This is a genomic window from Frigoribacterium sp. CFBP9030 (genome assembly GCF_034045195.1).
Taxonomy (GTDB): Bacteria; Actinomycetota; Actinomycetes; order Actinomycetales; family Microbacteriaceae; genus Frigoribacterium.
The window spans coordinates 1-12,655 of the sequence record NZ_JAXCWG010000024.1; the positions used below are offsets into that span (position 1 = coordinate 1).

Below are 12,655 nucleotides of genomic sequence, written 5' to 3' on the forward strand. Positions count from 1 at the left end.
GTGATCTTCTTACGGGAGAAAGCATTCATGATCAGGTCCTTTTCTGTGATTCCCGGTGGGGATGAAAAGGATTCGCCACCCTCCCCCGAAAGGATTGGACGGGATCGGCGAACACAGAAGACGCTCAGGTTCGCCGATCCCGTCCGAGACGGGCTACTTCGACGCGGCGCGGCGTCGGCGGGCCAGCAGCAGCAGCCCGGTGCCGAGTGCGAGCAGCGCGGCGCCGACGGGCAGCACGAGCCACGCGCTGTCGGAGCCGGTGAAGGCCAGCGCACCGTCGTCGGTGTCGTCGGCCGCGCCTCCTGAACCATCGGAGCCGTCGTCCGGGTCGCCCGCATCGCCCGTGGGAGTGGGCAGCGGCACGGCCGTGGAGCCGTCGCCCGGCTCGGTCGTCGGCGGCACCGTGGGGTCGACCGGCGGCACCGTCGGGTCGACCGGAGGCGCGCTCGGGTCGACCGGCGGCACGGTCGGCTCGACCGCGGCGGGCACGGAGATCGCGTACATCGTGGTCGATCCCGACACCTCGTTGCCGACGGCCAGCAGCGGCTCGCCGGTGGGCGAGTCGGCGGCCGAGACGAAGGCGAGCCCCTCGGGGCCGAGGTCGCCGGCACGGGTCAGCACGTCGGCGGGGTCGGCGCCGTCGTCGATCTCGTCCTCCGCCGAGACGGAGAGGTCGCGGTTGTTGACGTAGGCGGTGAAGGAGGCGCGGGTCGGCTCGGTCACGTCGTACACGGCGATCCCGCCGACGCGCTCGAAGCCGATGAACGCGTACGTCCGCCCGTCGATCTCGCCCAGGGCGACGCCCTCGGGCTCGGGGCCCTTGTCGTCGCTGCGACCGTCGACGCCCGTCGCGGTGTGGTTCGAGTTGAACGACTCGGGAGCGACCTCGGCGAGCAGCTGCTCGAAGGCGTCGCCGGAGTCGAAGACCGACGTGCCGGCGGCGTCGAGGATGCTGAACGACCGGCCGCCGAACGTGTACAGCGTCTCGTAGCAGCTCCGATCGGCCGAGAGGCCGTTGGCCGTCGTGATGTTGAGGCGGCCGAGGCCGGCGTCGGTCAGCAGCGAGGGGTCGATCGAGTCGCAGACCGGGGCGAGTCCGTCGTCGCCGAGGTCCTTGACCCGGGCGACCTCGCTGTAGGCGGACCAGTCGCGCGAGTCGCCCTCGTTCGCGGTCACGATGTAGGTGTCGCCGTCGGCCTCGTAGCTGTCGATCGTGTCGGGCATCAGGTAGCCCTGCACCGGCCAGGTGCCGATCGAGATCGCCGGCCCGCCGTCGGCGCCGTCGCGGTCGGAGGGGTCGAACGGGACGACCGAGCGGTCGACGGTGCCGAGCGGGACGACCTCGGTCACGGTCGCCGTGGCGACGTCGACGATCGCGAGGGCGTTGGCCTCCTGCAGCGACACCCACGCGGTGGAGCCGTCGCTCGAGAAGGTCGCGTACTCGGGCTCGAGGTTCTCGGAGACCGGGCGCACGAGCGGGTCCGCGTCGGTCACGGTGCCGGCGTCGGCACGACCGCCGAAGATGCGCACGGCGGGGTCGACCGGGGTGGCGCCGTCGGCCTCGAAGGCGTGGAAGTCGGCGGTCCGCACGGCGGTCTGCGCCGGGACGGACACCGTCGCGGGGGCGTCGATCAGGCTGATCGTGCCCTCGGGGTCGACCGTGTAGTCGTCGGCCGGCTCGCCCTCGTTCGCGACGATCAGGCGGGTGCCGTCGGGCGAGAAGGCGACCATGTCGGGCAGGGCGCCGACGCGCACGGCTCCGAGGGCCTCGCCGTCGCCCGCGGCGTCGAAGAAGACGATCCAGCCGGCGGCGGTCTTGGGGCTCGACTCGACGGCGACGGCGCCGAGTCCGTCGGCGCGCACCGACACGGAGTTCGCGACGGCGTCGGCGGGCACCACCGAGCCGTCGGACGACAGCACGCCCGTCGTCTGCAGGTCGAACAGCTTGGTCGGCTCGGCCGGGTCGGCGACGTCGAGCACCTCGACGCGGGCCGCTGCGGCGTTCACGACGAGCAGGCGCTGGTCGGCGGCGTAGTGCGCGACGATCTCGGCGGCGCTCTGGTCGAACACGCCCGTCTCGTAGCTGCCGACGGGTGCCATCGAGAAGGCGTCGGGATCGGCGAACGATGCGATGGGCGCGGCGACGATCGCGGCCGCCGCGGGGTCCGAGGCGGCGGGGCCGACGGCGGCGAGGGCGACGAGGCCGAGACCGGTCAGCCCGGCGGCGCCGGCGAGGGCGGTCCGCCTGGCGCGGGGAGTGGAGGAGGCGCGGGTCGCCGAGGAGGCGCGGATCGCGTCACGGACGCCGGTCGCGTCGTGCGGGGAGGGGCGGCGGGCTGGTCGCATGGGAACGGTCCTTCGTCGGGGGTCGGTCGACCGTAGGGACCACAGGTGTTGCGCACGTGAACCGGCGGTTGCGAGCCGGGGTCGACCCGCGCCTCCTCGGCGTTCCGCATCGAGGTGACTCGACGGGGGCGTTCCGAGCCGGACGAGGCCCCTTTCGCGTCACATCGACGAGGGCGCGGCGCGCCGCGCCGCTAGACGGCGGCGGGCGCGAGCACCCGGAGCGCGCCCGGCACGACCTCGACCGTGACGGGCAGCGACCCGATCCGCTCGCCGTCGGCGTACGCCGCGACGTCGTCGGAGTGGATCGTGACGCGTCGCGCCCGATGCACGTGCACGCGGGGGTCGGCGAGGTGCGTGCCCCGGGCCACCTGCCCGAACAGCCGGAGGAACTGCAGGCGCCCGAGCCGCTCCACCACGAGCACGTCGAGCAGCCCGTCGTCGAGCTCGGCGTCGGGCAGCACGGTGATGCCCCCGCCGAACGACCGGCCGTTGCCGACGCTGACGAGGGTGCCGTCGAGCTGCATGCTCTCGCCGTCGATCTCGAGCCGGTACGAGAGGTGCTGCAGCCGGATCAGCTCGAGGTAGAGGGCGAGGTTGTAGCGACTGCGGCCCCTCGGGCGGCGCATGCGGTTGGCGCGCTCGTTGACGACGGCGTCGAACCCGGCCGACAGCATGCAGGCGAACCAGGTCGTGTCGGCGCCGCGCGAGACCCGGCCGGCGTCGACGACGCGGGCGGGCCGGTCGAGCTGCGAGACGAGGAGGCGCGTGGCCGCATCGCTGTCGTCGTGCGGGATCCCCAGGGCCCGGGCCATGTCGTTGCCGGTGCCCGTCGGGACGAGCCCGAGGGGGACGTCCGTGCCGGCGACGAGGTTCGTGCCGAGGTTCATCATGCCGTCGCCGCCCACGACGATCAGGGCGTCGGGCGAGGTGGCGAGCTGCGTGCGGGCTGCGACGACGAGGTCGTCGAACGACTGCTCGAGCAGCACGGTGACGTCGTGCCCGGCGCGGGTCAGCGCCGAGACCACCGACGAGCCGACGTCGCTCCGCCGACCGAACGACGCCGACGGGTTGACCGCGACGACGAGGCGCAGGGGGGTCGGGCTCATCGTCCGATCATGGCACCCGGCGGTGCGGTCCGCGCTCGGCTCGCGCGCGCCTCCCCGGGGTGCTTGGATGTCTTCATGACGACCACGAGCACCGTTCCCGCCCCGAGCATCCGCGAGTCGCCGAACCGCGGTCTCACGCTCGCCTTCGGCACGATCGTGCTGCTCCTCGGGGTGGCCGGGTTCCTGGTGCCCGACATGGGCGGCTTCTTCGACACCACCGGGGCGAACCTCCTCGGCATCTGGAACGTCAACCCCGCCCTCGCCGTGATCTGGGTGCTCGCGGGCGCCGCGCTCGTCCTCGGCGGCACGTCGGGCGTCTCGGCGGCCAGGTCGATCGGCGCGATCGTCGGTCTCGTCTTCGTGGTCTTCGGCGTGGTCGGCTTCTTCGTCGAAGGCACCGAGGCGAACTACCTCGCCGTCAACCTCGGCGACACCATCTCGCACCTCGTGGTGGGCGGGCTGCTCGTGCTGACGGCGATCGGCGCCGACCGGCGCCGCTGAGCACCGCGGCCCCCGATCGGGGGCCGGCTACCTGACGTGCGACTGTGAACATTATTCAAGTAGTTCGTTATCCGGCTATTGCATTGTCATCGGCGTCGGCACCACGTATACCTCAGGTAACGGGGAACGCCGCATGACCCAGTCTTGTGATCAGGTGCCTCCTCTTCTCAGTCAGGTGCCTCCATGGCCCGCACGACGTCCCCCCTTCCACTCGCCCGTACGGCGCTGGTGCTCGGCGTCGCCGCTGCTCTCACCGTCGCCGGCGGCCTCGCGGCTCAGGCCGACACGATCATCGACGGCCCGGTCAACCTCCGCACCGCCTCCACCTACGGCGTCCTCGCCGGCTCGACCGTGACGAACACCGGCACGAGCGTGGTGCAGGGGAACGTCGGGCTCAGCCCGGGGACGTCCGTCACCGGCTTCACCGGCGGCCCGGGCGTCATCGTCGGCGGCACCCAGCAGGTCAACAACGGACCCGCCCGTCAGGCCAAGGCCGACCTGGCCACCGCCTACGGCGTGGCCCGCAGCCTCACGCCGCAGGAGAGCAACATCACCCAGCTCGACGGCCGCACGCTGACACCCGGCGTGTACTCCGGTGGCGCCGTCGACCTCGCCGACACCGGCGACCTCGCCTTCACCGGCGCGGCCGACTCCGTCTTCGTCATCCAGGCCGCCAGCACGCTGACCATCGGGTCGGACACGGTCATGACCTTCTCGGGCGGCGCGAGCTCGTGCAACGTCTTCTGGCAGGTGGGCAGCTCGGCGACCCTCGGCAGCGCGGCGCAGTTCCAGGGCACGATCCTGGCCCAGCAGTCGATCACCGCGATCACCGGTGCGACGGTCTCCGGTCGTCTGCTGGCTCAGACCGGCGCCGTCACCCTCGACACCAACACCATCACCGTGCCGCAGAACTGCGCGCCTCCCGGCGAGCCGTCCGTGACGTCCGCTCCGGTCATCACCTCGGGCAACCCCACCGACGGCACCGTCGGCACGCCGTACTCGTTCGAGGTCACGGCGTCGGGCAACCCGGCCCCCACCTTCTCGGTCACCGGCGGCACCCTGCCCGCCGGGCTGACCCTCGACTCCGACACCGGTGTCATCTCGGGCACGCCCACCACCCCCGGCAGCACGACCGTCACCATCACGGCCGACAACGGCGAGGCGCCGGCCGACAGCGTGGACTACGTCGTCGGCATCGACGAGGCCGCGGGCCCGACGCCCGGTCCGACCCCCGGCCCCACACCCGGACCGACCCCGGAGCCCACTCCCGAGGTCCCGGCCCCGTCCGACTCGCCCACGCCTGGAGTCCCGGCCCCGTCGGACTCGCCCACGCCTGGTGTCCCGGCTCCGTCGGACTCGCCCACGCCTGGTGTCCCGGCTCCGTCGGACTCGCCCACGCCTGGTGTCCCGGCCCCGTCCGACTCGCCCACGCCTGGTGTGCCCACCCCCTCCGACTCGACCAGCCCCGCGTTCCCGGTCGGCGATCGCTTCGGCGGTGACGACGGCGACTCCGGGAACCTGGCGTTCACCGGTTCCGAGTCGACCGTGCCGCTGACGATCGGCGGTCTCGCGCTGCTGGCCGGAATCGGGCTGCTGGTCAGCGCCGTGATCCGCAGACGACGGGCGTTGAGCTCGGAGGACTGAGCCGCGCCTCCTCGGTAGGGCTCCTGGTTCGTGCGTCGTCGGTTCGGGCCGACGTCGCCCCGGGTCTCGGGGGTTGCAGCGACGATCGGCTATCACGCATCCACGCGTGATAGCCGATCGTCGTGTCCCCGGGGTTTCGTGAGGTGCCAGCGAGAATCGGCTAGTACGCATCTACGCGTAATAGCCGTTCGCCCTGCAAGACCCCCGGCATCGCCTGACGTTTCGCCGAGGGGCGTAGCCGTCACGCGCCTCCCTCGCTATGGTTAGGGTCACCTAACCGACTCACGGAACGGAGGGGCCCGCGATGTCCGTCGTCATCCCCTTCTCGCAGGCCCTGCGAGAGCGCACCTCGGCGTCGAGCGCCACCGGCGACATCGGCTGCACGTTCATGGCCGATCTGATGACCGGGCGCGGCACCCGCGACGACTACATCGAGATGCTCGCCCAGCACTTCTTCGTGTACGAGGCGCTCGAGACCGTCGCGGCCGGGTTCGCCGGCGACGCGGTGGCGGCTCCGTTCCTCTCGCCGGCGCTGACGCGGCTTCCCGCGATCACGGCCGACCTGGCGTTCCTGCTGGGCGACGACTGGCGGTCGCGCATCCGCCCGCTCGACGTCACGAGCGACTACTGCGCGCGCATCCGGTCGGCGTCCGAGTGGGTCGGCGGCTTCATCGCGCACCACTACACGCGCTATCTCGGCGACCTGTCGGGCGGGCAGCTGATCCGCCAGATCATGCAGCGGCGGTTCGGGTTCGACACGAACGGGGTCGGGTTCTTCCTCTTCGCCGAGATCGCCGCACCCAAGCAGTTCAAGTCCACCTACCGCCAGCAGCTCGACGCCGTCGACTGGAGCCCGGAGGCGCGCGAGCGCGTGCTCGACGAGGTCGCGGTCGCCTACGAGTTCAGCACCGAGCTGTTCGTCGCGCTGGCCGCCGCGAAAGCCGCCGCCGCCGCGTAGCGCCGACCGGGGCTGCGTAGCGCCGACCGCGGCTGCGCTCAGGCCTCGTCGCCCGCCTTCTCGGCGGCGTCCGCCGCGGCACGGATCGCGGGCACCCGCGTCGCCTGGCTCATGAACCGCCGCACGTCGAGGTCGACGATGATGTCGGCGGGCCTCAGTGGGCGCGACAGGTACAACCCCTCGAGCGACGTGATGCGGCTGAGCGCCACGTACGTCTGCCCCGCGCTGAACACCCGCGACCCGAGGTCGACGATCGCGCTGTCGTAGGTCTTGCCCTGCGACTTGTGGATGGTCACCGCCCAGGCCAACCGCAACGGGAACTGCGTGAACTCGGCGACGACGTCCTTGCGGAGCTGCTTCGTCGACTGCGAGTAGCTGTAGCTGTACTTCTCCCAGACGGCGGGCTGCACCTCGTGCTCTTCGCCGTCGACCTCGACGAACACGGTGTCGCGCACCTTCGTCACCGTGCCGGTCGTGCCGTTGACCCAGCGCTGGTCGCTGTCGTTGCGGAGGAACATCACCCGCGCACCGCGCTTCAGCTCGAGGGCCTCGTCGGCGGGGAACGACCTGCCGCCGAACTCGCCGCTGACCTCGGCCTTGGCGGTCAGCACCTTGCCGGGCAGCCGCTCGAGCTCGACCTTGTTGATGCGGTTGACGGTGTCGTTGCGGGTCGCGAGCGTGATCGCGTCGGAGTCGGCGGGGACGGGGCGGGCGCCCGCCCCGTTGAGGTGACCGGCGATCTCGGCCGTCACCCGACCGTGCCGCACGGCGTTCAGCATCTCCTTGAAGTCGCCCTCGGTCTGCCGGTGGATGAACGCGAGCTCGTAGATGCGCAGCGACGCGTCGTCCCACACGTGGGCGTCGAAGAACCACATCGAGCGGTAGTTGTCTCGGAAGTACGCGCGCTCTTCGGCGTCGCCCGGCACCGGCGGCAGCTGGTACGGGTCGCCGAACAGCACGACCTGCACCCCGCCGAACGGCTCGGACCTGCGCTGCCGCGCCTGGCGGAGCGACCGGTCGATGGCGTCCATCAGGTCGGCGTTCACCATCGAGACCTCGTCGATCACGAGGGTGTCGATGGTGTTCAGCAGCTTGCGCAGCTCGGGCTTCTGGTCGATGTCGTGGTCGGCGATCAGGCCGATCGACAGACGGAACAGCGAGTGGATCGTCTGCCCGCCGACGTTCAGCGCCGCGACGCCGGTCGGCGCGCAGATGACGACCTGCTTCTCGGTGTTCCATGACAGGTGGTTCAGCAGCGTCGACTTGCCGGTGCCGGCTCGCCCGGTGACGAAGATGTGCTCGCGCGTGTTCTCGATGGCGTCGAACACGGCCTGCTGTTCGGCGGAGAGGGCGACGGGCACGAGCGGACGGGACCTTTCGACGAGGCCCGGAGGGACCGAGGAGGCGCGGGGAGCGGATCCAATCTACCCGCGCCTCCTCGACTCCACGGCGTTCCGTGACCCGCGCCCACCTACACTGTGGGCATGTCTTCTGCTGTGGGGGAGAGGAGACCCGCCTCACGGAATCGGACGTTCGTCGCGATCTGGGGAGGCGCGGCGCTCCTCGTGGTCGTCGCGTTCGTCGTGACCGTCGCCGCCCTGAACGCGACCGTGTACAGCGCCGGCGGCTTCGCCCGCGGCTACATGGACGCCGTCGACCGCGGCGACGTCTCGAGCGCGCTGACCCTCGCCGGCGTCGAGCCCACCGACGATCTCGACGACAGCCTGCTCGAGGTCCCGTCGCTCGGCGGACTCGACGACGTGCGCGAGGTGTCCGAGCTGCCCCTCGGCGACGGCACGCGCACGGTCACCCTCGCCTACACGCTCGACGGCGTCGCGGGCGAGTCGCAGTTCGTGGTGCGCGAGGCGGGCAAGCGGTTCCTGTTCTTCGACCAGTGGAGCTTCGAGCAGAAGCCGACCGCCACGATCGACGTCACCCCGCGCAACGACCCCCGCTTCGAGGTCGACGGGCGCGAGGTCACGACCACGAGCGGCGACGTGACGACGCGCTTCACGGTGCTGGCGCCGTCGCGCTTCGAGCTGTCGCACGACAGCACCTACCTGCACGCCGACCCCGTCGAGGTCAGCGCGTCGGCGGTCGGTTCGACGACGGCCGTCGCGGTCGACGTCGAGCCGCGCGCGTCGTTCGCGGCCGTGCTGCAGAAGCAGCTCGACCGCCAGCTCGACGAGTCGTGCGTCACCCAGAAGGTGCTGCTGCCCGCCGGCTGCCCGTTCGGCCGGCAGGTCGACGACCGGCTGCTCGACGAGCCGGCCTGGTCGATCGTCGAGCACCCGACGGTCGCCGTGGTGCCGTCGTCGACGCCCGGGCAGTGGCTGGTCGACGAGGCGCCGGGCACGGCCCACCTGGTCGTCCAGGCGCAGTCGCTGTTCGACGGCCTCGCCTACACGATCGACGAGGACGTCCCCTTCACCGTCAGCTACGCCATGACGATCGCGCCCGACGACACCCTCAGCTTCCAGTAGCGCAGCGGAGCCAGCCGGGCCCATCGGAGCCGAGAAGGCACCGGAGCCGAGGAGGCGCGGGTCGACAGGAGCGCCCGCGCACGGTCTCGGCCGTCCCGGCTCGACTACAGTCGTCGAGCCGATCACCCCCGTGACGCACCCCTCTTGATGCCCTGGCAATCGACCGTGCGCGGCGCTTCCCCGGTGTCAAGAATACATAGTTCCTGCGAGAATGACAGAAGTCCGTCACTCTCGGGCGATCCGCGACGCCGCAGGGCCCCACCCACTCGAGAGGAGAGGCGCATGTCGCTCCCCTCCGGCGAGTTCCGGGCCTGGGCCGAGTCCGTCGGCCTGCCGACGGCCGCGCTCCCGCTCGCCCGGGCGCTCGGCGTCAGTCGCAGCACCCTGCAGGCGCAGCTGCTGCGCGGTCGGGTGCCCGAGGCGCAGGTCGTCGCCGCAGCCCGCGTGGCCGGCGTCGCGCCTGCCGACGCGCTCACCTCGTTCGACCGCTACGCCGACCTCGCCGGTCGCCCGACCGCCCCGACGCCCGCCGAGGTGCTGGCCCAGATCGAGCTCGCCGACGCCCTCGTCGTGCTGCTCGACCGGCAGGCGCCCGGCTCGCGCGACGCACTCGCCGGGGTCCGCGACCAGCGCGACCCGCCCCTCCCCGGCTCCGTCCGCACCTGGATCGACGCCGTCGACCCGGGCGGCCTCCGCGCGACCCTCACCGAGCGCTGGCGCATCGCGCCGTCGAACGTCTCGGCGGCCATCAACACCCCGAAGCTCCGCCCGTCGCAGCTGATCGAGATCGCCCTCATCGCCGGCACCTCGTGGACGGGCGGGCTCGCCGCCGCAGGTGTTCTCACGCTGGAGGAGGCAGGATGGAGGCGCGGCGCGAGATCCGACGCGCTCACCCGCCTCTCGGACGTCGACCTGAACGACCTGGTCGCCGATCGTCTCGCCGCGGCGCAACGCGAGGCGCGGCGTCTCGCGGCCGACACCGAGCAGGCGCACCGAATCCAAGACACCCTGGGGTGACATGACCATCGCATTCCTCGTGGTCGCCGTGCTGGCGGCCCTGGCCCTCACGCGCCTCCCCGGCGCCATCCGCGGCCGCAACCCGATCGTCGTCGCCTCGGCGTTCACCGTCGCCCTCGCCTTCGCGCTGATCACGCCGCCGGTCTACGAGGCCGTCGACCGCCTCCTGCCGTTCGAGAACGCGACCGACCTGCTCGCCAAGCTGCTGCTCTTCACCGGTCTGCTGCTCGCCGGCACCCAGGTCGCCCGCGCCTACGACGCGCCCCGCACCCTGCGACTCGTCTCGGGGCTGCCCGGAGCGCTCGTCTTCGTGGCGGTGTTCGTCGTCGAGGTGCTGCTCTTCGTCGCGGCCGAGCCGACGGGTCGCGCCGCCGATCTCGCCGTCGACCTCGACCAGGGGGTCGTGCGGCTGTACTCGACGGTCGCCACGGCGTACCCCGCGTACATCTTCGCGCTGCTGCTGCCGCACGTCGTGCGCGGCATCCGCAGCTCGCGCACGAGCGCGCGCGTCACCTCGGCGCTGCTGACGGCCGGTGGCGCGCTGGCGCTGGTCCGCTTCGCGATCGGGCTCGTGACGCTCGGCGTGCCGGGCGCCTACCCGGTCGGGCAGGTGGTCAGCGGCCTCGCCGCCGTGCTCGTGGCGGTGGGTCTCGCGACGGCGTTCTTCGCCCGGATGCTGCGCGGTCGCGCCGCCCGCTGACCCGCGCCGCGCTGCGGCCGCGCCGCATCGAGGTGACCCGAAAGGACCCCTCGACCCGTGGGAGGGCCCCCTCTGCGTCACCTCGACGCAGAGCTGCCCACCCGCGCCTCCGCCCGGCGCATCGAGGTGACCCGAAAGGACCCCTCGAACCGCGCAAGGTCCGCTTTCGCGTCACTTCGATGCAGAGCGGCCCGCCGGCCCGCGCCTCCTTCCCCGCCCGCGCCTCCCACCCCGCGCCTCCCACTCTGCGCATCGAGGTGACTCGAAAGGGGCCCTCGAGCCGCGGGACGGCCCTGTTCGCGTCACATCGATGCAGTGGGGAGCGACGAAGCGGGGGGCGACGCAGCGCGGCCGGCAGTCTCTCGGCCCCGGTGGCGACACTGCCACTGGTGGCCGGACGCGTCGACTCGTAGATTCGCTCCCATGACGGACTCCTCGCGCCTCGATCGCCTGCTCACCCCGCCGACCCCCGTCGCCGAGAGGGCGCTCGCCGTCGTGCGGGCGCACGCGTCGCCGGCGCTCGCCGACCACAGCCTGCGGTCGTTCGCCTTCGCGGCCGAGCTCGGCGCCTCCGAGGGGCTCGAGGTCGACGTCGAGCTGCTCTGGGTGGCGGCGATGCTGCACGACCTCGGGCTGGCTCCCTCGTTCGACAGCCACACGGTGCCGTTCGAACGGGCCGGAGCCGACGTCGCCCGGGTCTTCGCGGCCGGTGCGGGCTGGAGCGACGACCGGGGGAGGCGCGTGGCCGAGGTGATCGAGCGCCACATGTGGCCGTCGGTGGCGGCCGAGCTCGACGTCGAGGGGCATCTGCTCGAGCGCGCGACGAGTCTCGACGTGAGCGGAGCCGCGCCCGACGACTGGGCGCCCGGGTTCGTGCGCGCCGTGGTCGAGCGGCTGCCGCGCGGAGCCTTCGGCGACGCCTTCGCCGTGCTCGCCGCCGAGCAGGCGCACCGCAAGCCGTCGTCGGAGGCCGGGCGCTCCGTCCGGGCGGGCCTCCCCGCGCGGGCCCGGGCCAACCCCCTCGACGCGGTGCCCTCCGCGCTCTGACCCGACCCGCGCCTCCTGCCCCGCGCCTCCTGCCCGGCGCGTCGAGGTGACCCGAAACGGCCCCTCGAGCCGCAGCAGGCCCCCGAACGCGTCACTTCGATGCCCGCCTCGCGCGTCGCGCCGACCCGCGCCTCCTGCCCCGTGCGTCGAGGTGACCCGAAACGGGCCCTCGAGCCGCCGCAGGCCCCCGTTCGCGTCACCTCGATGCGGTGCCGCCCGCGCCTCCGGACCCGGCGCGTCACCTCGACACGGTAGAAGGGTGCCGCCATGTCTTCCGCCGCGCTCCTCCTCGTCCTCGCCGCCGCCGTCTGCCACGCCTCGTGGAACATCGTCGCCCACGGCGTCAGCCGCATCGGCACGCCCTTCCTGTGGTGGGGCGCCGTCGCCAGCGCGGTGCTCTGGCTGCCCGTCGTCCCATTCACCGGCGGGCTCGGCGGGGGTCTCGCGGGTCTTGCGATCGGCGCAGGAGTCTCGGCCGTGCTGCACGTCGTCTACATGACCGTGCTGCAGCGCGGCTACGCGGCGGGCTCCCTCTCGACGGTGTACGCCACGGCCCGCGGCACCGGACCGGCGGTCAGCGCGCTGCTCGCGGTGCTGCTGCTCGGCGAACGGCTCTCGCCCGTCGCGGTCGTCGGCATCGCCGTGGTCGTCGCGGGCGTCGTCGCGACCGGCCTGATCGACCGCACCCCGCCCGCCGGAGCCGACCCCGGCCCCGCGCCCGGACCCGGCCCCGCGCCCGGCCCCGCCCTCGACCCCGCCCTCGACCCCGGCCGAGCCCCCGACCCCGCCCCCCACCCCCCCCCCCACCCCCCCCCCCAACCCCCCCGCCCCCCGGGGGCGCGGGGCCGCCCCC

General features: G+C 72.8%; 11 protein-coding genes. 8 read left to right on the forward strand and 3 right to left on the reverse strand.

All coding sequences use genetic code 11. From position 1 onward, the window contains the following. Positions 1 to 153: 153 nt before the first annotated feature. Positions 154 to 2,346 (reverse strand): choice-of-anchor I family protein, encoded by a 2,193-nt coding sequence (locus SOM13_RS15155; RefSeq protein ID WP_320480197.1) that lies wholly within the window; start codon positions 2,344 to 2,346, stop codon positions 154 to 156. 191 nt (positions 2,347 to 2,537) lie between these two features. Then, positions 2,538 to 3,452 carry a diacylglycerol/lipid kinase family protein gene (locus tag SOM13_RS15160; RefSeq protein ID WP_320480198.1) on the reverse strand — a complete coding sequence of 305 codons (915 nt, stop codon included), beginning with the start codon at positions 3,450 to 3,452 and terminating at the stop codon, positions 2,538 to 2,540. 75 nt (positions 3,453 to 3,527) lie between these two features. Here SOM13_RS15160 and SOM13_RS15165 point away from each other — a divergent pair, with 75 nt between their 5' ends. The 3 genes from SOM13_RS15165 to SOM13_RS15175 all read left to right on the forward strand — a co-directional run bounded on the left by SOM13_RS15165 (position 3,528) and on the right by SOM13_RS15175 (position 6,555). After that, a complete protein-coding gene (locus tag SOM13_RS15165; RefSeq protein ID WP_192061662.1) occupies positions 3,528 to 3,953 on the forward strand; it encodes a DUF4383 domain-containing protein in 426 nt (141 codons plus the stop codon). 183 nt (positions 3,954 to 4,136) lie between these two features. After that, positions 4,137 to 5,597: an ice-binding family protein gene (locus SOM13_RS15170; RefSeq protein ID WP_320480199.1), complete on the forward strand. Its 1,461-nt coding sequence runs from the start codon at positions 4,137 to 4,139 to the stop codon at positions 5,595 to 5,597. A 304-nt stretch (positions 5,598 to 5,901) separates the two neighbouring features. Beyond that, complete coding sequence (locus SOM13_RS15175; protein ID WP_243216140.1) at positions 5,902 to 6,555, forward strand: heme oxygenase (biliverdin-producing); 654 nt, start codon at positions 5,902 to 5,904, stop codon at positions 6,553 to 6,555. A 38-nt stretch (positions 6,556 to 6,593) separates the two neighbouring features. On the opposite strand, the gene SOM13_RS15180 is transcribed toward SOM13_RS15175, so the two are convergent. After that, positions 6,594 to 7,916: an ATP-dependent DNA helicase gene (locus SOM13_RS15180; protein WP_192061659.1), complete on the reverse strand. Its 1,323-nt coding sequence runs from the start codon at positions 7,914 to 7,916 to the stop codon at positions 6,594 to 6,596. 123 nt (positions 7,917 to 8,039) lie between these two features. On the opposite strand from SOM13_RS15180, the gene SOM13_RS15185 reads away from it, so the two are divergent. The 5 genes from SOM13_RS15185 to SOM13_RS15205 form a co-directional block, all read left to right on the forward strand. Beyond that, complete coding sequence (locus SOM13_RS15185) at positions 8,040 to 9,038, forward strand: hypothetical protein (RefSeq protein WP_192061658.1); 999 nt, start codon at positions 8,040 to 8,042, stop codon at positions 9,036 to 9,038. Positions 9,039 to 9,320: 282 nt separating this feature from the next. Then, positions 9,321 to 10,055, forward strand: coding sequence for a hypothetical protein (locus SOM13_RS15190; RefSeq protein WP_320480200.1), 735 nt, complete (start codon positions 9,321 to 9,323; stop codon positions 10,053 to 10,055). A gap of 1 nt (position 10,056) precedes the next feature. Further along, positions 10,057 to 10,755, forward strand: a complete 699-nt coding sequence (locus SOM13_RS15195; protein WP_192061656.1) for a hypothetical protein — start codon at positions 10,057 to 10,059, stop codon at positions 10,753 to 10,755. A 423-nt stretch (positions 10,756 to 11,178) separates the two neighbouring features. Next, on the forward strand, positions 11,179 to 11,802 hold the full coding sequence (locus tag SOM13_RS15200; protein ID WP_192061655.1) for an HD domain-containing protein: 624 nt from the start codon (positions 11,179 to 11,181) through the stop codon (positions 11,800 to 11,802). A 267-nt stretch (positions 11,803 to 12,069) separates the two neighbouring features. Then, positions 12,070 to 12,655 (forward strand): EamA family transporter (locus tag SOM13_RS15205; protein WP_341850030.1); only part of this gene is annotated, 586 nt, incomplete at its 3' end.

What these genes read in the sequence shown, in the direction of transcription:
- SOM13_RS15155 (WP_320480197.1), bottom strand. Translation starts at nt 2,346, where the DNA reads ATGCGACCAGCCCGCCGCCCCTCCCCGCACGACGCGACCGGCGTCCGT.
- SOM13_RS15160 (WP_320480198.1), bottom strand. Translation starts at nt 3,452, where the DNA reads ATGAGCCCGACCCCCCTGCGCCTCGTCGTCGCGGTCAACCCGTCGGCG.
- SOM13_RS15165 (WP_192061662.1), top strand. Translation starts at nt 3,528, where the DNA reads ATGACGACCACGAGCACCGTTCCCGCCCCGAGCATCCGCGAGTCGCCG.
- SOM13_RS15170 (WP_320480199.1), top strand. Translation starts at nt 4,137, where the DNA reads ATGGCCCGCACGACGTCCCCCCTTCCACTCGCCCGTACGGCGCTGGTG.
- SOM13_RS15175 (WP_243216140.1), top strand. Translation starts at nt 5,902, where the DNA reads ATGTCCGTCGTCATCCCCTTCTCGCAGGCCCTGCGAGAGCGCACCTCG.
- SOM13_RS15185 (WP_192061658.1), top strand. Translation starts at nt 8,040, where the DNA reads ATGTCTTCTGCTGTGGGGGAGAGGAGACCCGCCTCACGGAATCGGACG.
- SOM13_RS15190 (WP_320480200.1), top strand. Translation starts at nt 9,321, where the DNA reads ATGTCGCTCCCCTCCGGCGAGTTCCGGGCCTGGGCCGAGTCCGTCGGC.
- SOM13_RS15195 (WP_192061656.1), top strand. Translation starts at nt 10,057, where the DNA reads ATGACCATCGCATTCCTCGTGGTCGCCGTGCTGGCGGCCCTGGCCCTC.
- SOM13_RS15200 (WP_192061655.1), top strand. Translation starts at nt 11,179, where the DNA reads ATGACGGACTCCTCGCGCCTCGATCGCCTGCTCACCCCGCCGACCCCC.